The following is a 25,360-nucleotide window of genomic DNA, read 5'->3' as shown; positions in this document are numbered from 1 at the left end:
TGTGGCGCAGACCCGCCAGGGCAAGGACCGTACCGCCCATGAAGCGTTTTTCAGGGAGATGCTCGGCGACGTCGACGAACCGACCTTGCCGTTTGGCGTGCAGCGGATCGACAGCGAGCGGGATGCCACCGAGGAGGTCGATCACTGGCTGGGCGCGGCCTTCAGCCAGCGTCTGCGACGCCAGGCACGGTACCTGGGGGTGAGCGCCGCCACGCTGTATCACTGGGTCTGGGCGCAGGTCATCGGCGCGGTGTCGGCGCGCGATGACGTGGTGTTCGGCACGGTCTTGCTCGGCCGCCTGCAGGCCGGTGACGGTGCGGAGCGTTCCCTGGGGATGTTTATCAACACCTTGCCGCTGCGCGTGCGCCTGAAGGATGAAAGCTTGACTGCGGCGGTCAAGAATACCCACGTCGCCCTGAGCCAGTTGGTGGCTCATGAGCATGCGTCGCTGACGTTGGCACAACGCTGCAGCGGCGTGGCCGCGCCGGCACCGTTGTTCAGTGCCTTGCTCAACTACCGTCATGGCGCGGCCAGCGTCAGCGAGGCCAGCCGCGTTGCCTGGGACGGCATCGAGATGCTCGCCAATGAAGGGGTCAATAGTTTTCCGCTGATTCTCTCGGTGGATGACGTGGGAGAAGACTTCCGGGTCAGTGCCCTGGCACCGCGCTCGGTGGGCGCGCAGCGGGTCTTGGGTTACGTGTGCACAGCGTTGGCCGGGCTGGTCGAGACCTTGGAGCAGGCACCACATTCGGCGGCCAACCGCCTGTCGATCCTGGGCGGCGATGAGCGCCGGCAGTTGTTGCAGACGTTCAACGATACGGCGCGTAGCTACCCGCACACCTGCACCTTGCATCGGCAGTTCGAAGCCCATGCGGCGGCTGATCCGCAGGCGTTGGCGGCGGTGCATGGCAAGCGTCCCTTGAGTTATGCGCAGTTGAACCGACGGGCCAACCAGTTGGCTCATCACCTGCTCGGCCAAGGCGTGGCGCCCGGCGAGCGTGTGGCAATCCTGCTGGAGCGCTCCGTGGACCTGCTGGTCAGCCAGTTGGCAATCAGCAAGTGCGCGGCGGTGTATGTGCCGTTGGATGTCAACGCGCCGTTGGACCGGCAAGGCTTCATGATTTCGGACAGCGGCGCGCAATGGGTGCTGACGGCAGCCTCGATCAAGGTGCCGGAAGGTGCCCGTCGCCTGGACCTGGACACCCTGGAACTGAGCGCTGAACCCACGCATAACCCGGCGCTGGAGCAATCCGCGGAAACGGCGGCGTACATCATGTACACCTCCGGCTCCACCGGCACGCCGAAGGGTGTGCTGGTGCCGCATCGGGCGATCACACGTTTGGTGATCAACAACGGCTATGCCGATTTCAATCAGCATGATCGCGTAGCGTTCGCCTCCAACCCGGCGTTTGACGCCAGCACCCTGGACGTATGGGCACCCTTACTCAACGGCGGCGCGGTGGTGGTAGTCGATCAGGATACGTTGCTGTCCCAGGCTGATTTTGCCGAGCTGCTGCAGGAGCAGGCGGTCAGCGTGTTGTGGATGACCGCTGGGTTGTTCCATCAATACGCCGAAGGGCTGTTGACGGTCTTCCCGCAGCTGCGTTACCTGATCGTCGGTGGCGATGTACTGGACCCGAACGTGATCGCTCGCGTACTCAAGGACGGCGCACCGCAGCACTTGCTCAATGGCTACGGCCCGACTGAGGCGACGACGTTCTCGACCACCCATGAGATTACCCGGGCCGACGAGGGCAGCATCCCGATTGGACGTCCGGTGGGCAATAGCCGTGCCTACGTGTTGGACGCCCGCCAGCAACCGGTACCGGTCGGTGTCACCGGCGAGTTGTACATCGGTGGCCAGGGTGTTGCCCTGGGCTATCTGAACCGGGCTGACCTGACGGCGGAGAAATTCCTCACCGACCCGTTCAACGCCGGCGGCTTGATGTACCGCACCGGCGACCTGGTGGCGTGGCGTGCCGACGGCACCTTGCAGTACCAGGGACGTAACGACCAGCAAGTGAAAATCCGCGGTTTCCGCATCGAACTGGGCGAGATCGAAACGCGCCTGGGCGAACACCCGCAGGTCAAGGACGCGGTGGTTCTCGCCCGTCAGGACGAGCCTGGGCACAAGCGTCTGGTCGCCTATTTCACCGAGCGTGAAGCGCTGGATATCGACGTGCTGCGTGCGTACCTGCAAGCGCAGTTGCCGGAGTATATGGTGCCATCGGCCTATGTGCGCCTGGACAGCCTGCCGCTGACCAGCAACGGCAAGGTCGACCGCAAGGCCTTGCCCGCGCCGGACCAGGACGCGTTGCTCAGCCGCGTTTACGAGGCTCCCGAGGGGCCGACGGAAGTGGCGCTGGCGCAACTGTGGGAGACGCTACTCAACGTCGGGCAGGTGGGGCGGCATGACCACTTCTTCGAGTTGGGTGGGCATTCATTGTTGGCGGTGAGCCTGGTCGAGCAGATGCGCAGACAAGGCATGGACGCTGACTTGCGGGTGCTGCTCGCGCAACCGACGCTGGCTGCAATGGCCGCGGCGGTGGGGCAGGTCGAGCATGTGGTCGTGCCGCAATCGAGCGTGCCCACGTTCGAGCGCAAGCGCCGGATCTGATCGGCACACACACGGCAGGCCGGCGCGGGTAAACCGCGCCGGCTTGCCGGGCGTGCGCGCTTGTTGCAGCCGCGTGTCACCCCTGCGTTGTCCCTGCTTCCTATGACATACACCTCCCCGTGGATGTTTTAGTTTTCCAGCCCTGTGGGAAGCCCTGGGGCACGCATTCAACCCATCACTTTTTGAACCTGACGGCGACAGCGCCGAGCCCATGCAGGGCCGAGCGCTGCTGTTTGACGCCGGGTGTTCAGGTTGCAATTGAAGCCGGACTTTCTCGTCACTGTTTTCGAATCTTAAGCAGGTCACACCATGCACTTCAGCGAATTGATGGCAGTTCTTTCGACTCACGCGATCCACCTGCAACGTGAAGAGGATGACCTTGTCATCCTGGGCGACGATGAAGGGCTCGACGATGAGTTGATCGACCACTTGCGCGAACACAAAGCGCAAGTGCTTGAGTTGATCGCGCGCAATGGGGGGGACTGGTTGAGCCCGGCCTACCGCATTACGCCGCAGATGCTGCCATTGACGACCCTGGACCAGGCAACCATTGACCGGATTGTCGACGCCGTGCCGGGCGGCCTGGCCAACGTCAAGGACATCTACCCGCTGGCGCCGCTGCAGGAAGGCATGTTGTACCACCATTTGACGGCGGAGCAGGGCGACCCCTATTTGCTGCAATCGCTGTATGCCTTCGACAGCCGTGCGCGGCTGGAGCACTTCACCCAGGCGATGCAATACGTGATCAAGCGTCACGACATCCTGCGCACCACCGTGGTCTGGGAAAGCCTCGATGAACCTATGCAAGTGGTACTGCGCAAGGCCACGCTGATCAGTGAGGAACTGCATCTGGACCCACGCGAAGGCGATGTGTTGGGCCAGTTGCGCAGCCGCTTCGATGCGCGCCACTACCGTCTGGATATCCGCCAGGCACCGATGATGCGCGTGGCCTTCGCGCTGGATTCGCCGAACCAGCGCTGGGTGGCGGTGCTGTTGTTTCACCATATGGCCCTGGACCATACGGCAATGGAGGTGGTGCAGCACGAAATGCAGGCCTTCCTGCTGGGGCAGACCGAGCACCTGGGCGAGCCGGTACCGTATCGCAATTATGTGGCGCAGGCGCGCCTGGGAGTCACTGAACAGCAGCATGAAGCGTTCTTTCGCGAGATGCTCAGTGATATCTATGAGCCGACGCTGCCTTTCGGTCTGCAGGACGTGCAGGGTGACGGTCATGGCATCGAAGAAAGCCATCGCATGCTGGACAACGCCTTGAGCCAACGGCTGCGCCTGCAGGCCCGGCAGTTGGGGGTGAGTGCGGCCAGCGTGATGCACCTGGCACTGGCCCAGGTACTGGGTAAAGTGTCCGGGCGCCAGGAGGTGGTATTCGGTACCGTATTGCTGGGCCGGATGCACGCGGGCGAGGGCTCGGATCGCGCCCTGGGGATGTTCATCAACACCCTGCCGCTGCGTGTGAGCGTGGGCGCGCAAAGCGTGCGCAGTGGCCTGAAACTGACCCACCAGCGGTTGACCGCATTGCTCCAGCATGAACACGCCTCGCTGGCCCTGGCTCAGCGTTGCAGCGCCGTGGCGACGCCGACGCCGCTGTTCAGCGCCATGCTCAACTACCGCCACAGTGCTGCCGGCGGTAGTGCCGAGGCGCAGACGGCATGGGCCGGCATACACGCCTTGGGCGCTGAAGAGCGCACCAACTACCCGCTGACCGTCAACCTCGACGACTTGGGGGAAGATTTTCATATCACGCTGCTTGCGGACGCCCAAATCGGCGCGGCGCGGATCGCCGATTATCTGCATGCCGCCCTGGAAAGCCAGGTGGCCGCGCTGGAACACACGCCGCAGGCGGCGTTGCAAACCCTGGGCATCCTGCCGACGGCCGAACGTCAGCACCTGCTGCACCACTGGAACAGTTGCGATGCCGTATTTGCCGACAGCGCCTTGATCCACCAGCAGGTCGAAGCCCAGGCAGCGGCCGAACCCGACGCTACGGCGGTGCTGTTTGAAGACCTGCGCCTGAGCTATGGCGACTTGAACCGCCGCGCCAACCAGGTCGCGCACCGCTTGCTGAGCCTCGGCGTGCGCCCGGATGACCGTGTGGCGATCTGCGTCGAGCGCGGCCTGGACATGATCATCGGCCTGCTGGGTATCCTCAAGGCCGGTGCCGGTTACGTACCGATCGACCCGGCGTACCCGCAGGAACGCATCAGCTACACCCTGCAGGACAGCGCGCCGGTGGCGGTGCTGGTGCAGCAGGCGACCCGTGCCCAGGTGAGCGAGGTGTCGGTGCCGGTGATCGAACTGGACGGCGGCGATTGCCGGGCCGAATCCACCGATAACCCGCAGGTCCCGGGCCTGACCGCGTCCAGCCTGGCCTACGTGATCTACACCTCCGGCTCCACCGGCCTGCCCAAGGGCGTGATGATTGAGCACCGCAACGTAGCGCGGCTGTTCAGCGCCACCGAGGGCTGGTTCAACTTCAACGAGCAAGATGTGTGGGCACTGTTTCACTCGTTTGCCTTCGACTTCTCGGTGTGGGAAATCTGGGGCGCGCTGATGCATGGCGGGCAACTGCTGGTGGTGCCGCAGCTCACCAGCCGTTCGCCGGACGAATGCTATGCGCTGCTATGCAACGCCGGAGTGACTATTCTCAACCAGACGCCGAGTGCCTTCCGTTCGTTGATTGCGGCCCAGGGCCAGAGCGAACTCAAGCACTCCCTGCGCCAGGTGATATTTGGCGGCGAAGCCCTGGAGCCGGGGATTCTCAAGCCTTGGTATGCGCGGATGGGCAACGCCGGTACGCAACTGGTGAACATGTACGGCATCACCGAAACCACCGTGCATGTGACTTATCGTGCGCTCCAAGCGGCGGATGCGCAGTTGGTCGGCGTCAGCCCGATTGGTGGGCGCATACCGGACTTGCAACTGTATGTGCTCGACGACCAGAACGAACCGGTGCCGGTGGGCGTGGTCGGCGAGTTGTACGTGGGCGGCGCGGGGGTTGCCCGTGGCTATCTCAACCGACCGGAGTTGAACGCCGAACGGTTTATCGCCGACCCGTTCAGCGGTCGTGCCGAGGCGCGCCTGTACAAGACCGGGGACCTGGGGCGTTGGCAGGCGGACGGCAGCCTTGACTACCTGGGCCGCAACGACGACCAGGTGAAGATCCGCGGTTTCCGTATTGAACTGGGCGAGATCGAAGCGCGCTTGGCGGCCTGTGAGGGCGTGCGCGAAGCGGTGGTGATTGCCCGCGAAGATGAGCCGGGCGACAAGCGCCTGGTGGCCTATGTGATCGCCACCGACGACGCTGAACCGTCGGCCGCCGAGCTGCGTGCGCAGTTGCTGGTGTCCCTGGCTGAATACATGGTGCCCGCCGCGTTTGTGCGGGTGGCGCAGTTCCCGTTGACCACCAACGGCAAGCTGGACCGCAAGGCGTTGCCGGCGCCGGATGCCGATGCATTGGCGCGTCGCCGGTTCGAAGCCCCCGAGGGTGAGGTGGAAGCCACGATTGCCGCGATCTGGCAAGATTTGCTCGGCGTTGAACGCGTGGGCCGCCAGGATCACTTTTTCGAATTGGGCGGCCATTCGTTATTGGCGGTCAAACTGATCGAGCGCATGCGCCAGGTTGGGCTGGGCGCCGATGTGCGTGTGCTGTTCGGCCAGCCGACCCTGGCCGCACTGGCGGCCGCCGTGGCCGATGCAAGCAAGGACGTGGCGGTGCCCGCCAATCGTGTCCCTGAAGGCTGCGAACACATTACCCCGGATATGCTGCCCCTGGCCACGCTGGATCAGGCCGCCATCGAGCGGATCGTCGCAAGCGTGCCGGGCGGCGCGCGTAACGTCCAGGAAATCTATAGCCTGGCGCCGCTGCAAGAGGGGATTCTGTACCACCACCTCGCGGCGGCCCAAGGCGATCCGTACCTGCAATACATGACCTTCAGCTTTGACAGCCGCGAGCGCCTGCAACGCTTTGCCGCTGCACTGCAAGGCGTGATTTCGCGGCATGACATCCTGCGCACCGCCGTGGTCTGGGAGCGCCTCGACGAGCCGGTACAAGTGGTCTGGCGCGAGGCGCAACTGGGGATGGATGAGATTCACCTGGACCCGGCCGCCGGGGATATCGCCGCGCAATTGACCGAGTGTCTCAACCCGCGTCACCACCGCCTGGATATTCGCCAGGCGCCCATGATGCGCATCGGCTACAGCGAAGACGCGCCCAACCAACGCTGGGTCGCGGTGTTGCTGCTGCACCATCTGGTGGATGACGCCACGTCGCTGCGTATGCTCATCTCGGAAATCGAAGCCCATACCCGTGGCGAAGAGGCCCTGCTGCCACCGTCGGTGCCGTACCGTAATTATGTCGCTCAGGCGCGCCAGGGCGTGAGTCGCGAAGCGCATGAAGCGTTCTTCAGCGAGATGCTCGGGGACATCGATGAACCGACCTTGCCCTTTGGTCTGCAGGATGTGCAGGGCGACGGCCACGGTGTCGAAGAGGTCGTCCTGCTGCTGGATGACAGCCTCAGCCGGCGCCTGCGCGCACAGTCCCGCCAGTTGGGGGTTACTCCGGCCAGCTTGTATCACTTGGCGTGGGCGCGGGTGCTGGGCGGCGTGTCGGGACGCACCGATGTGGTGTTCGGCACCGTGTTGCTGGGGCGCTTGCAGGGCGGTGAAGGCTCAGACCGCGCCTTGGGGATGTTCATCAACACCTTGCCGCTGCGGGTCAGCCTCGCTGAAGCCGGCGTACGCGCCATGGTCAAGAGCACTCATGCGCGCCTGACCGACTTGCTCGGCCATGAGCACGCCTCGCTGGTGCTGGCGCAACGCTGCAGCCAAGTGGCGGCGTCGACGCCGCTGTTCAGTTCGCTGCTCAACTATCGCCAGCTCGGTGGCGCGGACGTCTCGGCACAAGCGCTGACGGCCTGGGAAGGCATTGCCGTGCTCGACAGCAAGGAGCGCACCAACTACCCGCTGACCCTGTCGGTGAACGACATGGGTGAGGCATTCAGCCTGTCGGTCATGGCCGACGGTTCGATTGGCGCGGCGCGAGTGTGCGGCTACATGCAATGCGTCCTGGAGAATCTGGTCCAGGCCTTGGAGCAGACCCCGCAGGCTTCGCTGCAAAGCCTGGCGATGCTGCCGGCGGGCGAGCGCGAACACTTGTTGCAACACTGGAACGCTACCGACAGCCTGTTCGCCGACAGCGCGTTGATTCATCACCAGGTCGAGCTGCAGGCCGCTGTGCGGCCCGACGCTACGGCGGTGCTGTTTGAAGACCTGCGCCTGAGCTATGGCGACTTGAACCGCCGCGCCAACCAGGTTGCGCATCGCTTGTTGAGCCTCGGCGTGCGCCCGGATGACCGCGTGGCGATCTGCGTCGAGCGCGGGCTGGACATGATCATCGGCCTGCTCGGCATCCTCAAGGCCGGTGCCGGTTATGTGCCGATCGACCCGGCATACCCGCAGGAACGCATCCGCTACACCCTGCAGGACAGCACGCCGGTGGCGGTGCTGGTGCAGCAGGCGACCCGTGCCCTGGTGACCGAGGTGTCGGTGCCGGTGGTCGAACTGGACGGCGGCGATTGCCAGGCCGAATCCACTCAGAATCCCCACGTACCGGACCTGACTTCGGCCAACCTGGCGTACGTGATCTACACCTCCGGTTCCACCGGCTTGCCCAAGGGAGTGATGGTCGAGCACCACAACGTGGCACGCTTGTTCAGCGCCACCGAGGGCTGGTTCAACTTCAACGATCAAGATGTATGGGCACTGTTCCACTCGTTTGCCTTTGACTTCTCGGTCTGGGAAATCTGGGGCGCACTCATCCACGGTGGGCAGTTGCTGGTGGTGCCGCAGCTCACCAGCCGTTCGCCGGACGCGTGTTATGCGCTGCTGTGCAGCGCCGGGGTGACCATCCTCAACCAGACGCCGAGTGCCTTTCGTTCGTTGATTGCGGCCCAGGGCCAGAGTGCCTTGAAGCATTCCCTGCGCCAGGTGATCTTCGGCGGCGAAGCCCTGGAGCCGGGGATTCTCAAGCCTTGGTACGCACGCCCAGGCAACGCCGGTACGCAACTGGTCAACATGTACGGCATCACCGAAACCACCGTGCATGTGACCTATCGCGCCCTTGAAGCGGCGGATGCGCAGCGGGTCGGCGTCAGCCCGATTGGTGGACGCATTCCGGATTTGCAACTGTATATTCTCGACGACCAGCGCGAACCGGTGCCGGTCGGCGTAGTCGGCGAGTTGTACGTGGGGGGCGCGGGGGTTGCCCGTGGCTACTTGAACCGGCCGGAGTTGAACGCCGAACGGTTTATCGTCGACCCGTTCAGTGGACGTGCCGAGGCGCGCCTGTACAAGACCGGGGACCTGGGGCGCTGGCTGGCGGACGGCAGCATTGACTACCTGGGCCGCAACGACGACCAGGTGAAAATCCGTGGCTTCCGTATCGAGCTGGGCGAGATCGAAGCACGCCTGGCGGCCTGTGAGGGTGTGCGTGAAGCCGTGGTGATTGCCCGTGAAGACGCTCCCGGTAACAAGCGTCTGGTGGCCTATGTGATCGCCACCGACGGCGCTGAACCGTCGGCCGCTGAGCTGCGTGCGCAGTTGCTGGTGTCTCTGGCCGATTACATGGTCCCCAGTGCGTTCGTCATGCTTGATGGCTTCCCGCTGACCACCAACGGCAAGCTCGACCGCAAGGCCTTGCCGGCCCCCGATGGCGAAGCCCTGGCCCGTCGCGAATACGAGCATCCTGAAGGCGAGATGGAACTGACCCTTGCCGCGCTCTGGCAAGAATTGCTCGATGTGGAGCGTGTGGGTCGCCACGACAACTTCTTTGAACTGGGTGGTCATTCGCTGCTGGCGGTCAAACTGATCGAACGCATGCGCCAGATTGACTTGAGCGCCGATGTGCGCGTGCTGTTCGGCCAGCCGACCCTGGCGGCGCTGGCGGCGGCGGTCGGGGGGCATCAGGCACTGGAGGTGCCGGCCAACCGCATCGAGCCGGACTGCCAGCGCATCACCCCGGACCTGTTGCCCCTGGCCGACCTTGACCAGGCCGCTATCGACCGGATCGTCGCGAGCGTGCCGGGCGGCGTGCGCAATGTGCAGGATATCTACGGCCTGGCGCCGCTGCAGGACGGCATGCTCTACCACCACCTGGCGGCGCCGCAAGGCGATGCCTACCTGCTGCACATGCTGTTCACCTTCACCGGTCCGGAGCCGGTGAACCAGTTCGCCAAGGCGCTGCAAAGCGTGATCGAGCGCCACGATATCCTGCGCAGCAGCATCGCCTGGGAAGGGCTCGAGGACCCGGTGCAAGTCGTTTGGCGCCAGGCAACCCTGGGGCTGGAAGAGGTGGTGATCGACCCGGCGGACGGTGACGTGCTGACGCAGCTGCACGAGCAGTTCGACCCGCGCCATTACCGCCTGGACCTGAGCCGTGCGCCGCTGATGCATCTGGCCTACGCCCAGGACAGCGCCCAGCAGCGCTGGGTCGGTATCCTGCTGTTCCATCACATGGTGCTCGACCACACCGCGCTTGAGGTGCTGATCGAAGAAGTCCAGGCCAGCCTGCAGGGCTGCACCGAAGACCTGGCGCCGTCGATTCCCTATCGCAACCATGTGGCGCAGTCGCGCCTGGGCGCGGATCGACAGGCCCACGAACGCTTCTTCAAAGGCATGCTCGGCGACATCGATGAACCGACCTTGGCCTTCGGCCTGCGCGATGTGCAGGGTGATGGCAGCGGTGTCGAAGAAGCCCACCTGATGCTTGACAGCCAACTGAGCGGGCGCTTGCGCGAGCAGGCGCGCTTGCTCGGCGTCAGCGCCGCCAGCCTGATGCACCTGGCCTGGGGCCAAGTGTTGGCGCAGATTGCGGGGCGTGACGACGTGGTCTTCGGTACGGTGTTGCTCGGCCGCCTGCAAGGCGGTGAAGGCGCCGGCCGTGCCTTGGGCCTGTTCATCAATACCTTGCCACTGCGCGTCAGCGTCGGCGGGCAGGGTGCCCGCGAAGCGGTGCGTGTCACGCATGAGCGGCTGTCGCAATTGCTTGCCCATGAACACGCGTCGTTGTCCCTGGCCCAACAGTGCAGCGGCCTGCCGGCGACGCAGGCGCTGTTCAATACCTTGCTCAACTACCGGCACAGCGCGTCGGTCGAGGCCACCAGCACGGATATCGCCGCGTGGGACGGTATCCAGGCTGTGAGCATGGAAGAGCGCACCAACTATCCGCTGGTGTTGAACGTCGATGATTTCGGTGTCGGCTTCCAGCTCAATGCCCAGGCGCTGGTGAAAATCGGTGCGCAACGGGTCTGCGGCTTTATGCAGATGGCCCTGGCGCACCTGGTCAACGCGTTGGAGCACACGCCCCAGCTGGCGTTGAATCAGCTCTCGGTGCTGTCGGCCGCCGAGCGTGATGCCGTGCTGTTCGATGTCAACGCCACCGCTGTGCATTACTCCGAGGCGCAGACCATCCACCGCCTGTTCGAGGCCCAGGTCGAACGCCAGCCGGATGCCACGGCGGTGCGCCAGGACGACCAGCACATCACGTACCGCCAGCTTGATCAGCGCGCCAATCAGTTGGCCCACTGCCTGCTCGAAGCGGGCGTGCGGACGGATGATCGGGTTGCCATCTGCGCGCGCCGCAGCCTGGAAACCCTGGTCGGCCTGGTGGCCATCCTCAAGGCCGGTGCGGCGTATGTGCCGATTGATCCGGCGCACCCGCAGGAGCGCATCACTTACCTGTTGCAGGACTGCGCCCCGGTGCTGGTGTTGGCGCAATCGAGCACGCGCTCGCTGCTGAGCCACACCGAACTGCCGGTGATCGAACTGGACAGCGACCAATGGCACCGCCGTCCGACGCTCAACCCGAACGTGGCAGGCTTGACGCCGGCCAACCTGGCCTACGTGATCTACACCTCCGGTTCCACCGGCTTGCCCAAAGGCGTGATGGTAGAACACCGTACCTTGGAGAACTTGGTGCACTGGCATTGCCAGGCCTTCAACCTGCACGCGGGCGGGCATACCTCCAGCGTCGCCGGGTTCGGTTTCGATGCCATGGCCTGGGAAGTCTGGCCGGCCCTCTGCGTGGGGGCGACGCTGCACCTGCCACCCGCCAAGCAGGGCAGCGAGGACATCGACGCGTTGCTGCGCTGGTGGCTGGCGCAGCCGCTGGATGTGAGCTTCCTGCCGACCCCGGTGGCGGAGTACGCATTCAATCAGCAGTTGCAGCACCCGACCCTGAAAACCTTGCTGATCGGTGGTGACCGCCTGCGTCAGTTCAACACGCCGCAGCGTTTCAATGTGGTCAACAACTATGGCCCGACCGAAGCCACGGTGGTCGCGACCTCCGGCCTGATTGAGGCCGGCGGCGTCCTGCACATCGGCAAACCCATCGCCAACACCCAGGTCTACCTGCTCGACGCGCACCTCAAGCCGGTGCCGCAGGGTGTCGCCGGTGAGCTGTACGTCGGTGGCGCCGGTGTGGCGCGGGGTTACCTGAACCGTGCGGAACTGACCGCCGAACGCTTTTTGCAAGACCCCTTCAGCCACGACCCGCAAGCCCGCCTGTATCGCACCGGCGACCTGGCGCGCTGGCTGGAAGACGGCACGCTGGAGTACCTGGGACGCAATGACGACCAGGTGAAAATCCGTGGTGTGCGGATCGAGCTGGGCGAAATCGAAGCCTGCCTGGCCGAGCATCCGCATGTCGGCGAAACCGTGGTGCTGGCCCGCGACGGGCGCCTGGTGGCGTACTTCACCGAACATCAGGCCCTTGACCGTCAGACCCTGCGCAGCTGGCTACAGACGCAATTGCCGGAGTACATGGTGCCGGCGGCGTACGTGCGCCTGGACAGCCTGCCGCTGACCGCCAACGGCAAGCTCGACCGCAAGGCCCTGCCGGTGCCCGACCAGGACGCCGTGCTCAGCCGCGGTTATGAAGCGCCACAGGGCGAGGTCGAAACCGCCCTGGCGCATATCTGGAGCCAGGTACTCAAGGTCGAACAGGTCGGGCGTGAGGACCATTTCTTCGAACTGGGCGGGCACTCGTTGCTGGCCATGCGCTTGATCTCCCAGGTGCGCCTGCACCTGGGGGTGGAGCTGGACCTGGCGGACCTGTTTGCACATCCGCAACTGACGGCTCTGGCGCACGTGGTGGGCAAGGCCGGGCGCAGCAGCCTGCCGCCGATTGTGCCGGTGTCCCGGGACGAATCCCTGCCGTTGTCGTTTGCCCAACAGCGCCTGTGGTTCCTGGCGCAAATGGACAATGCGGGGGCGGCCTACAACATGCCGATCGGCCTGGGCCTGCGCGGCGCGCTGGACACCCTGGCGCTGGAGCGCGCGCTGGCGCAGATCGTCAGTCGTCACGAGGTGCTGCGCAGTGCCTTTGTGATGGACAACGATGAGCCGCAACTGGTGATCACGCCGGTCGAGGGTTCATTTGTGCTGGAACAGGATGACCTGCGCGAGCTGGCCGACGCACCGCAGCGGTTGAAGGTGTTGACCGAATATGAAGCGTCGACGCCGTTCGACCTGGTCAATGGCCCGCTGCTGCGCGCACGCCTGGTACGCATGGGCGACGAGCACCATGTGTTGTTGCTGACCGTGCACCATATCGCCGCTGACGGCTGGTCGATGGGCGTGCTGAGCCGCGAAATGGTGACGCTGTATGGCGCCTTCAGCCAGGGCCTGGCCGACCCGTTGCCGCCGCTTACGTTGCAATACGCCGACTTTGCAGTGTGGCAACGCCGTTGGTTGAGTGGCGAGGTCTTGCACAGGCAAAACCTGTACTGGCAGCAGACCCTGGCCGGAGCGCCGGCCATACTGACCCTGCCGACAGACCGGCCGCGCCCGGCGCAACAGGATTTCTCCGGCGCAGTGCTGGCGTTTCAACTGGATGAGGAAGTGACCCAGGGCCTCAAGCGCCTGAGTCAACGGCATGGAACTTCGTTGTACATGAGCCTGCTGGCGGCGTGGGGCGTGTTGTTGGCGCGCTTGTCGGGGCAGGATGAAGTGGTGATCGGCTCGCCGGTGGCCAACCGCAACCAGGTGGAGCTGGAAGGTCTGATCGGCCTGTTCGTCAACACGCTGGCGATGCGGATTGATACCTCGGGCGAACCGACGGTGCCCACCTTGCTGGCGCGGGTCAAGGCCCGGACACTGGGCGCGCAGGCGCATCAGGACCTGCCGTTCGAACAAGTGGTAGACATCGTCAAGCCGGTGCGCAGCATGGCCTACAGCCCGGTGTTCCAGGCCATGCTGACCTGGCAGGGCAGTGAAGAAGGGGGCACGCCGGTAGTCGGCGACCTGCTCATGGAAGAGGGCGGCCAGGTCAACACATCGGCGAAGTTCGATGTGTCCCTGGAGTTAAGCGAAGCCCAGGGCCATATCATCGGCTCGCTGAGCTATGCCACGGCGCTGTTCGATGAAGCGACCGTCAAGCGTCACCTGGGCTACTTCGAGCGCCTGTTACGCGCGATGGTTGCCGACGATCAATGCGTGCCGGCGCGTGTACCCCTGCTGGATGAGCAGGAGCGTCAACAGCAGTTGGCCGGCCTCAGCGGCCTGCGCACACCGCTCAACCCCGGTACCGTGCACAGCCTGTTTGAAGCCCAGGCCGTGCGCACGCCCGATGCGGTGGCGGTGCAGGCGGCCGGTGCGGCGCTGACCTACCGTCAGCTTAACGAGCGCGCCAACCAGTTGGCCCATCACCTGCGTGACCTCGGCGTGCAGCCGGACGCGCGCGTGGCGATTTGCGTGGAGCGCAGCGCCGAGCTGATCGTTGGTTTGCTGGCGATTCTCAAGGCCGGTGGCGCCTATGTGCCGATCGACCCGAATTACCCGCTGGAACGCATTCACTACATGCTCAAGGACAGCGCCCCGGCGGCGCTGCTGGTGCACGGCGCGACCACGCAATTGGCTGCCGCAGCGGGCTTGCCGGTCGTCGACCTCGACCGTGAGGACTGGCGTGGGCATGCGTTGGACAACCCGCAGGTGGCCGGGCTGAGCGCAACGCATCTGACCTATGTGATCTACACCTCGGGTTCCACCGGCCAGCCCAAAGGCGTCATGGTCGAACACCAGGGCGTGGTCAACATGCTCGACTGGTACCTCGCGGACGTCGGGCTGGGCGCCGACGATGCGGTGTTGCTGCTGACGTCCCACAGCTTTGACCTGACCCAGAAAAACATCTTCGCCAGCCTGGCCGTCGGTGCCACCTTGCACCTGGCGGACAGCCCGTTCGATCCTTCGAGCATCGTGCGCCAGATCGACGCGCAGGCGATCACCCACATCAACCTGGCGCCGAGTGCGTTTTACACGTTGATCGACGCCGATCAACAGCACGTCTTGAGCCGCCTGCGCCGGGTGGTGCTCGGCGGTGAACCGATCAAACTGTCGCAGTTGGAAAAACTACGGGTGCCGCGTCCGCAATTCATCAACAGCTATGGCCCGACCGAGTGCAGCGACGTGGTGGCCTGGCACAGCGTCAATGCCGACCTTGCCGGCTATGGGGCGGGGGATATTCCGCTGGGCCGGCCGTTGCGCAACCTGACGCTCTACGTGCTGGACGCCTGCGGGCAACAGGTACCCACCGGCAGTGTCGGCGAATTGTACATTGGCGGTGCCGGCGTGGCGCGCGGCTACCTCAACCGCGAAGACCTGACGGCCGAACGTTTCCTCGACGACCCGTTCACCGCCCAGGGCCGCATGTACCGTACCGGCGACCTGGCGCGTTACCGGGCGGACGGCACCCTCGAGTACCTGGGGCGCAATGACGACCAGGTCAAGATTCGCGGCCTGCGCATTGAGCTGGGTGAAATCGAAGCCTTGCTCGCGGCCCATCCCGAGGTGCTTGAAGCGGCCGTCCTGGTGCGCGATGAGCGCCTGGTGGCGTATTTCACCGCGCACATGGCGGGGCAGGCACCTCAGATCGAGGATTTGCGCACCTACCTGCAAAGCGAACTGCCGGAATACATGGTGCCGTCGGCCTATGTTCAACTGCAGACACTGCCGCTGAGCCCCAACGGCAAGCTGGATCGCAAAGCGCTGCCGGCACCGGGGCTCGATGCGGTGGTCAGTGGGGTGTATGAAGCGCCGGAAGGCGAAATTGAAACCACGCTGGCGCAGATCTGGCAGGACCTGCTGGGGCTTGAACAGGTAGGCCGCCAAGGACATTTCTTTGAATTGGGCGGGCACTCGCTGTTGGCGATGCGCCTGATTTCCCAGGTGCGTCAGCGCCTGGGTGTCGAGTTGGCGCTCGCCGAGTTGTTTGCCCATCCGCAGTTGGCGGCGTTGGCCCAGGTGCTCGCCCAGGCGGCACGCAGTACGTTGCCGGCGATCTTGCCGGTGCCACGAGACCAGGATTTACCGCTGTCGTTTGCCCAGCAGCGCTTGTGGTTCCTGGCGCAGATGGAGGGCGCCAGCACCGCCTACAACATGCCGATTGCCCTGGGGCTGCGCGGGCATCTGGATACCCAGGCGCTGGAGCGCGCGCTGACCGCTATTGTGGCGCGGCATGAAGCGCTGCGTAGCCGGTTTGTGCAATACAACAATGAGCCGCTGGTACGTATCGAACCGGCCGAACGGGCGTTCGCGCTCAAGCGCCTGGAGGTGGACAGCGATGTCGACTTGCAGCTGCACGTCAGCAATGAAGCCCTTGAACCGTTCGACCTGGAACAGGGACCGCTGATCCGCGCACGCTTGTTGCGACGCGCCGACGATCACCACCTGTTGCTGCTGACCATGCACCACATCGTTTCCGATGGCTGGTCGATGGGCATCCTGACCCGTGAGTTGATGGCGCTGTATGAAGCGTTCCGCCTGGGGCAGGCCGACCCGCTGCCGCCGCTGGCCCTGCAATACGGCGATTTTGCCGTGTGGCAACGGCGCTGGTTGAGTGGCGATGTGCTGCAGCAACAGAGCCAGTACTGGCAGCAGGCTTTGGCGGATGCACCGGCCTTGCTGTTGTTACCCACCGACCGCCCACGGCCGGCGCGCCAGGACTACAGCGGCGCGACCCTGAGCCTGTTGCTCGATGTCAACCTGACCGCCGGGCTCAAGGCCTTGAGCCAGCGTCACGGCACCACGCTGTACATGACCATGATGGCCGCGTGGGGCGCGTTGCTCTGCCGGCTGTCCGGCCAGGAGGAGGTGGTGATCGGCTCGCCGGCGGCCAACCGCATGCGTGCCGAAGTCGAAGGCCTGATCGGCCTGTTCGTCAACACCCTGGCAGTGCGTATCGGCGCAGGCGAAGAGCTGACGGTGGCAGCGTTGCTGGCCCACGCGAAAGACCGCACCCTGGCCGCGCAGGCCCATCAGGACTTGCCGTTCGAGCAAGTAGTGGAAGTGCTCAAGCCGGCGCGTAGCCTGGCCCACAGCCCGCTGTTCCAGACCTTGCTGACCTGGCAGAGCAGCGATGCCCCGAGCCTGGTGATGGGCGATCTGCAGTTCGAAGGGGTCGGCGAGGCCAGCAGCTTTGCCAAGTTCGACCTGTCCCTGGACCTCAGCGAAGTGCAGGGGCACATTGCCGGTGCCCTGGAGTACGCCACGGCCTTGTTCGACGAGACCACCGTGCAACGTTACCTGGGGTACTTCGAGTGCCTGCTGCACGCCATGGTTGCCGATGACCAGGCCTTGCTGACGCAGATTCCCCTGATCGATGAAGACGAGCGCGACTACCTGTTGCACGGCCTCAACCACACCCAGGTGGCCTATCCGCAGGACAGCACCATTCACCACCTGTTCGAAGCCCGGGTCGAGGCACATCCGGATGCCATCGCCGTGGCGTTCGAACAGCAGCGCATCAGTTACGCTGAACTGAACCGTCGGGCCAACCGCCTGGCGCACCACCTGATCGGCCTGGGCATCAGCCCGGATGACCGCGTGGCGATCTGCGCCGAGCGTGGCGATGAAGTATTGGTGGGCCTGCTCGGGGTACTCAAGGCCGGCGGCGCCTATGTGCCGCTGGACCCCAATTACCCGCCGGAGCGTCTGGCCTACATGATTGCCGACAGTACGCCGTCGGCGGTCTTGACCCAGCGCGCGTTGCAGGACCGGCTGCCGCCGCTGGAGGTTGCGCAAGTGCTGCTGGACGAGCCGTGCAGCGGTGCCGAGCACAACCCGCAGGTACCGGGGCTGACTGCCCGTCACCTGGCGTATGTGATCTACACGTCCGGTTCCACCGGCAATCCCAAGGGTGTGATGATCGAACATCGCGGGCTGGTCAACTACAGCCTGGACGCCGCGCGCCTGTTCGGGCTGACCGCGCGGGACACGGTGTTGCAGCAGAACACCCTGAACTTCGACCTGTCGGTGGAGGAGATCTTCCCGGCCTGGCTGGCGGGCGCGACGCTGGCGCCAAGCCGTTATGTGTTTGGCACTGAAGCCGCGCGGGACCCGGCGATCACGCCGACCTTCCTGCACCTGACGGCCGCGCACTGGCACACCCTGGCCGCCGAATGGCACCACAGCCCCGAGCAGGCCCAGGAGCATCTGCGCCATGTGCGGTTGATCAACGTGACCGGTGATGCGTTGTCGGCGCAGAAATTGAAGCTGTGGGACGAGGTCCGCCCGGCCCATACCCGGTTGATCAACACCTATGGCCCGACGGAAGCGACGGTGTCCTGCACCACCGCTTATGTGACCCACACGGGCGATACCACGGGCAATACCACCATCGGTAAACCGATGGCCAACACCCGTATCTACCTGCTCGATAGCCAACAGCAACCGGTGCCGTTCGGCGTGGCGGGGGAGATTTTCATCGGCGGTGACGGTGTCGCGCGTGGTTATCTGAACCTCGACCAGATCAGTGCCGAGCGCTTCCTCCCTGACCCGTTCAACGACGCGCCGGGAGCGCGGATGTACAAGACCGGTGACCTGGCGCGTTACCTGGCGGATGGTTCAATCGAGTACCTGGGCCGCAACGACTTCCAGGTCAAGGTGCGCGGGTTCCGTATCGAACTGGGCGAGATCGAATCGCGCCTGGGCAACTGCGCCGGCGTCAAGGAAGCGGCAGTGATCGCCCGTGAAGATCGTCCTGGCGAGAAACGCCTGGTGGCCTACGTGGTGCCGCACGCCGGGGTCAGCCTGACGGCGGCCGGCCTGCGCAGCTACCTGGCGCCGTTGCTGGCCGAGTACATGATCCCGTCGGCGTTCGTCACCCTCGACGCGTTGCCGCTCACGCCCAACCGCAAACTGGACCGCAAGGCCTTGCCTGCACCGGATCAGTCGGCGGTGGCCAGCCGCGATTACCAGGCTCCCGAGGGGCGCATTGAGCGCAGCTTGGCGCAGATCTGGGCGCAGGTCCTGCAACTGGAGCAGGTTGGCCGGCATGACAACTTCTTCGAGCTTGGCGGCCATTCGTTGCTGGCAGTCAAGCTGGTCGAGCGCATGCGTCAGGACGACCTGCGGGTCGACGTCGGAGCCTTGTTTACCCACCCGACCCTGGCCGGTCTGGCCAAGGTCGTGGGCAGCAGCCGGGCGCTGGTGATCCCGGCCAATGGCATCACCGCCGAGTGCCGGCGCATCACGCCGTCGATGCTGCCGCTGGCCAGTCTCAGCCAGGACGAAATCGACCGCCTTGTCGCCGGCGTGCCGGGCCAATTGGCCAACGTGCAAGACATCTACGGCATGACGCCGTTGCAGGAAGGCATCCTTTATCACCACTTGCTGGCCGATGAGGGCGACCTCTATCTGGAGCAGGCCTCGTTCAATTTCGACAGCCGCGAGCGCCTCGAAGCGTTCGCCCAGGCTTTGCAGGGCGTGGTTGAGCGCAACGACATTTTGCGCTCCACGATGCGTTGGGAGGGTTTGAGCGAGCCGGTGCAGGTGGTCTTGCGTCATGTGCCGTTCGCGCTGGAAGAGATCAGCCTGGACGGCGACGACGAGGCCGGTGCGCAACTGCGTGAGCGTTTCAACCCGCAGCATTTCCGCATGGACCTGCGCGACGCGCCGTTGATGCGTCTGGTGTGCGCCTATGATCGGTCGCAACAGCGCTGGGCTGCGTTGCTGATGTTCCATCACATGCTGTTCGACCACGTCGCCATGGACCTCCTGCAATACGAGTTGCAGGCGTTCCTTGCGGGCCAGGAAGCCCGCCTGAGCGCGCCGGTGCCGTACCGCAATTACGTGGCCCAGGCGCGTCTCGGGATGACAGAACAGGAGCACGAAGCGTTCTTCGGCGCGATGCTGGCGGACATCGACGAACCGACCCTGCCGTTCGGCCTGCACAATGTGCAGGCCGGTGGCACCCTGGAACTGGCGCAACTGCTGGTGGAAGAGGGCCTTGGCCAGCGCCTGCGCAGCTGTGCCCGGCAACTGGGGGTGAGCGCCGCCAGCCTGATGCATGTGGCTTGGGCTCAGGTATTGGCGCATGTCTGTGGTCAGGATGAGGTGGTGTTCGGCACCGTGCTGATGGGCGGCATGCAGGGCGGCGAACGCGCCCTGGGGCTGTTTATCAACACCTTGCCGTTGCGCGTCAGCGTCGGCGCTGAAGGCGCACAGGCCGGGGTCAAGGCCACGCATGCGCGCCTGAGCACTTTGTTGAGTCATGAGCACGCCTCCCTGGCCCTGGCGCAGCGTTGCAGCGGCGTGGCCGCGCCGGCACCTCTGTTCAGTGCCTTGCTCAACTACCGTCACAGCGCGGGCGCTGCCTCCAGTGACGACATGGCCGTATGGGCCGGTATCCAGGCACTGGGCGGTGAAGAGCGCAGCAACTACCCGCTGTCGCTGGACGTCGATGATTTCGGCCAGGCCTTTGCCCTGACCGTCCAGGTCAGCCCGGATGTCGGCGCGCAGCGGGTGTGCGCGTACATGCACGCTGCGCTGGACAGCCTGGTGGATGCCCTGGAACGCACGCCGGACGCGTCGTTGAGCAGCCTGGAGGTCCTGCCGCTGAGCGAGCGCCGCCAAGTGTTGCTGGACTTCAACCAGACCAGCACCACAGACGCACAAGATCAACTGATCCATGCGTTATTCGAGCAGCAGGTGCTGCGCACTCCCGACGCGGTCGCGCTGGAGTTCGACGGCCAGTCGCTGAGCTACGGCGAGTTGAATGCCCAGGCCAACCAGTTGGCCCATCATTTGATCGCCCTCGGCGTGCAGCCTGACGACCGTGTGGCCATCGCCCTGGAGCGCGGTACCCGGATGATCGTGGCCCTGCTCGCGAGCCTGAAGGCCGGCGCCGCGTATGTACCGCTCGACCCGGCGTACCCACCGCAGCGCCTGGCGTTCATGCTGGCCGACAGCGCACCGCGGGTGTTGCTCAGCGAGTACGCCGTGCTGCCGTTGCTCGGTGCACTGCCGCAGGCCTTGCAGGTGGTGACCTTGAACAGCGCGCTGCAACCGTGGCGTGAGTTGGGCGAGCACAACCCGCTCGCGGCTGAGCTGGGGCTTGGCAGCGAGCACCTGGCCTACGTGCTTTACACCTCCGGCTCCACGGGCACGCCCAAAGGCGTGATGATCGAGCATGCGGGCTTGTGCAACGAGATCCGCGCAATCAGCGGCTTGACCGGCCTGACGGTGGGGGACCGCGCGCTGCAATTTGCGACCATCAACTTTGACGCGTCCATCGAGGAGATCTTCGGCGCGCTGACCTGTGGCGCGACCCTGGTCGTGCGCAGTGCCGCGTGGTTGACCGATGCCGCCCGGTTCTGGGCACTGGCGGCGCAGGCGCGTTTGTCGGTGATCAGCCTGCCCACGCGCTTCTGGCAGGGCCTGGCGGACGATCAGGCGAGTGTCATTCCGGCCTCGGTGCGGGTAATCGTGGTCGGTGGCGAAGAGCTGAGTCCGGAAGCGGTGCAGCACTGGTTCCTGCGCAGCGGGCACACGCCACGTTTGCTCAATACCTATGGCCCGACCGAAGCGACGATTATCGCGACCGCCAATGAGGTGTTCGCGGCCAACCCGCATCCTCGCGCAATCGGGCGCCCGATCGCCAACACCCGGGTGTATGTGTTGGATGCCCATGGGCATCCGACCGGGTTGGGGGTGGCCGGCGAGATCCATATTGCCGGTGCCGGTATCGCCCGGGGTTATCTCAACCAGCCGCAACTGAGCAGTGAGCGCTTCCTGGCCGACCCGTTCAGCGAAGTGCCGGGTCGCCTGTATAAAACCGGTGACCTGGGGCGCTGGCTGCCGGACGGCACCCTGGAGTACCTGGGCCGTAACGATGACCAGGTGAAAATCCGTGGCTTCCGCATCGAGCTGGGTGAAGTCGAGAGCGCGCTGCTGGCCTGTGAAGGTGTCCGGGCGGCGGTGGTCATGGCACGCGATGACAGCGAAGGGCAGGTCAGCGGCAAGCAGTTGGTCGCCTACCTGTGCGGTACGCCGGGTTCGGTCGAGCAACTGCGTGAAGAACTGCTGACCCACCTGCCGCAGTACATGTTGCCCAGTGCCTATGTACAGCTGGACAGCCTGCCGGTGACGCCAAACGGCAAGCTGGACCGCAAGGCCCTGCCGGCACCTGAGCAGGTGATGCTCAGCCGCGACTATGAGGCACCGGCGGATGCGCTGGAAGAACGCCTGGCGACCCAATGGGCCTTGGCGTTGAAACTGCCACGGGTCGGGCGTCACGACAGCTTCTTTGAAATGGGCGGGCACTCGCTGCTGGCGATCCGTCTGGTGAGCCTGCTGACCCAGGTCGATGTGCAGGTGACGTTGGCGGAGCTGTTCCAGCATGCCAGCGTCGCGTCGATGGCGGCGCTGTTACGGTTGCGCACCGACGCGCCGATGCCGGAGCAGGGCCTCGTCACCGTGCGTGCCGGTGGCACGCAGGCGCCGTTGTTCCTGGTGCATGAGTTCAGTGGCTTGAATGTGTATTTCCCGGCGCTGGGCCAGCATCTGGATGCCGATGTCCCGGTGTACGGGCTGGAAGGCGTGGCCTGGGGCGACCCGCAACTGAATACCATGGAGTGCCTGGCGGCGCGGCATATCGACCTGATGCGCAAGGTCCAGCCACACGGGCCGTACCGCCTGGCCGGCTGGTCGTTCGGCGGGGTCCTGGCCTACGAAATCGCCGCGCAGTTGATCGGTATGGACGAGGAGGTCGCGTTCCTCGGCCTGCTCGATACCCACGTGCCGCGCCTGGTGGATCAGGGCACGGCGCGCTGGTCGACGGCCCATGCCCACGGTTTGCACCTGCTGGAACAATGCCGCGCGTTCTGTCAGGCCCAGGTGCCGGTGGACAGCCAGGCACTGGCGACAGTCGCACAACTGGAGTCCGAAGCCGAGCACTTGGACTTTGATGACCTGTGGCAGCGTGTCCGCGCGGCGGGTGTGCTGCAACCGCAGCTGGCGGCGCTGTCGCGTGATGCGTTGTGGGCGTACCTGGACCGTGAGGTTGCCCATGGCCATGCGCAGGCCCATTACAGCCTGTTCCCGTTGAACCTCCCGGTGCATCTGTTTACCGCTGAACAGCGCACGGACGAGAGCTCGCGCAGCAGCCAGACCCTGGGCTGGGACCAGATCGTGCCGGCCTCGTTGCTGCACCGCATCGATGTACCGGGCGATCACCAGAGCATGATGCAGGCACCGCATATCGCGGCGTTGGGCAAGGCCATCGACGTGGCGCTGAGCACCCCTGCTCCGACGCCGACCAAGGCGCCGTATCAGCCGGTGCTGACGATCCAGAGCGGGCAGGCGGGGCACGCACCGATCTTCTGCATTCCGGGAGCCGGCGACAGCGTCACCGGGTTTATCGGCCTGACCGATGCGTTCGGACCGGCCTGGCCGATCCATGGCCTGCAGCCGCGTGGGCTGGACGCCAAGGCGGTGCCCCATAGCCGCGTGGAATCGGCGGCGCAGGCTTACCTCGTGGCGCTTGAGCAGCAATGCCCGAGCGGACCTGTGCACCTGCTGGGGCATTCCTTCGGTGGCTGGGTGGCGTTCGAGATGGCGCTGCGCCTGCAGGCCCAGGGGCGTGAAGTGCTGTCCCTGAGCCTGATCGACAGTGAGGCGCCCGGGGGCACCGGCGTGGCGGGCAAGCCCTACACGGCGACCGGCGTATTGCAGCGCTTGATCGAAACCATGCAACTGGCGGCCGGCAAGCCTTTCGGGATTGATCCGCAGGCATTTGCCGGTCTGGACGAAGCGGCTCAGTGGGTGGCGTTGCACCGCGCCATGGTGCAGGTCGGCATGCTCTCCGCACGCTCGACCCCTGACGTGATGTACGGGCCGGCGCGTGCTTTCGGTGCCGCGCTGCGTACGGTCTACCAGCCACGCCAGCGTTACCACGGCCAGGTCCGCCTGGTGCTGGCCGACGATCCGACCCTGGATGCACAGGGTAATCAGCGCGAGCAGGCCGGCATGATCGAGGGTTGGAGCCGGCTTACCGATCACCTGGAAACCTGGTACGGCCCAGGCAACCATTTCACCCTGCTCAAGGCGCCGCATGTTTACAGCCTGGCGTCCTGGTGGCACGACGGGCTGGTCGTACCGGTCGGCAAGGTGACCTCATGAAGTGTGGCAGAGGGGGAGCCGGCACGGGCGCTTGCGCCCTTACCTGAACCGAACATTCACGCAACTTAGTGCGAACCCGGCCACAGGTCGGGTCTACCTTTCAACGTATTAGTGGTCATCTATGGAAAAGTCGAAGTTTCGCAAGGTTTTCTGGGGCGTGGGTCTGGCTGTCGTGGCCGGGATGATTGTCTATTCGGTGCAATCACCTGCCGAGCCACCCGAATATTTGACCGCCAAGGTCGAGCGCGGCGAAATCGAGAACTCAGTGCTGGCCACCGGGATTTTGCAGGGGGTCAAGCAAGTGGACGTTGGTGCGCAAGTCTCCGGCCAATTGAAGTCACTGAAGGTCAAGCTCGGCGACAAGGTCAAGAAGGGCCAGTGGCTGGCCGAGATCGACCCGCTGGTGTTGCAGAACACCCTGCGCCAGGCCCAGGTCAATGAAGAAAATCTGGACGCCCAACGCAAGGCTACGGCGGCGCAGGTCGCCCAGACCAAAGCAGTATGGGAGCGTTACAACAAGCTGCAATCGGATGCGGCAATTTCCCGGCAGGATTTCGAGACCGCCGAATCCAACTACCTGGTGCAGAGCGCCAATCTGGTGGCCCTGGATGCCCAACTGAAAAATGCACGTATCCAGATCGACACCGCCAAGGTCAATCTGGGCTACACCCGTATCGTCGCGCCGATTGACGGGGATGTGGTCGGCATCGTCACCCAGGAAGGCCAGACCGTGATCGCCGAGCAGCTGGCGCCCGTGCTGCTGAAACTGGCGGACCTGGACACCATGACCATCAAGGCCCAGGTGTCGGAAGCGGATGTGATCCATATCCAGCCGGGCCAGGAGGTGTACTTCACCATCCTGGGTGAAGCCAACAAGCGCTACTACGCCAAGCTGCGCGGCACCGAACCGGCACCGCAAAACTACCTGGATACCCAGGCCGCGGGTACCGCCAAGCAGAACACGGCGGTGTTCTATAACGCCTTGTTCGATGTGCCCAACCCGGAGCACCGCCTGCGTATTTCGATGACCGCCCAGGTGCGGATTGTGCGTGACACCGCCAAAGATGTGCTGATGGTCCCGGTGGCGGCGCTGGGCAAGCGCAATGCCGACGGCTCCTACGTGGTGCGCGTGATTGACGAGACCGGCCACGCCCAGGAGCGCAACGTGCAGGTGGGGATCAATAACAACGTCAAGGCGCAGATCAAGGATGGCCTCGCGGAGGGCGACAAAGTTGTCATCGGCGATCCGGCGCCTGCCGTGGCGGGGGCCTGACA

The 25,360-nt window shown here is 64.8% G+C and carries 3 protein-coding genes; all 3 read left to right on the top strand.

The annotated features are described in order from the left end of the window. On the top strand, positions 1-2,617 hold a 2,617-nt coding region (locus EXW71_RS28285), incomplete at its 5' end, for a non-ribosomal peptide synthetase (RefSeq protein WP_134661252.1). 309 nt (positions 2,618-2,926) lie between these two features. Continuing rightward, positions 2,927-24,085 carry a non-ribosomal peptide synthase/polyketide synthase gene (locus EXW71_RS28280; RefSeq protein ID WP_134661253.1) on the top strand — a complete coding sequence of 7,053 codons (21,159 nt, stop codon included), beginning with the start codon at positions 2,927-2,929 and terminating at the stop codon, positions 24,083-24,085. Positions 24,086-24,206: 121 nt separating this feature from the next. Beyond that, positions 24,207-25,358 carry a macrolide transporter subunit MacA gene (gene macA / locus EXW71_RS28275; RefSeq protein ID WP_134661254.1) on the top strand — a complete coding sequence of 384 codons (1,152 nt, stop codon included), beginning with the start codon at positions 24,207-24,209 and terminating at the stop codon, positions 25,356-25,358. The last annotated feature ends 2 nt before the right edge of the window (positions 25,359-25,360 follow it).

The sequence above is a fragment of the Pseudomonas sp. BCA17 genome, assembly GCF_004519405.1.
Lineage (GTDB): Bacteria > Pseudomonadota > Gammaproteobacteria > Pseudomonadales > Pseudomonadaceae > Aquipseudomonas.
This window is presented reverse-complemented; position numbering and strand designations above follow the sequence as displayed.

Bases quoted from the DNA above. Each gene is read 5' to 3' on its own strand.
- EXW71_RS28280 (WP_134661253.1), top strand. From the start codon at position 2,927: ATGCACTTCAGCGAATTGATGGCAGTTCTTTCGACTCACGCGATCCAC.
- macA (WP_134661254.1), top strand. From the start codon at position 24,207: ATGGAAAAGTCGAAGTTTCGCAAGGTTTTCTGGGGCGTGGGTCTGGCT.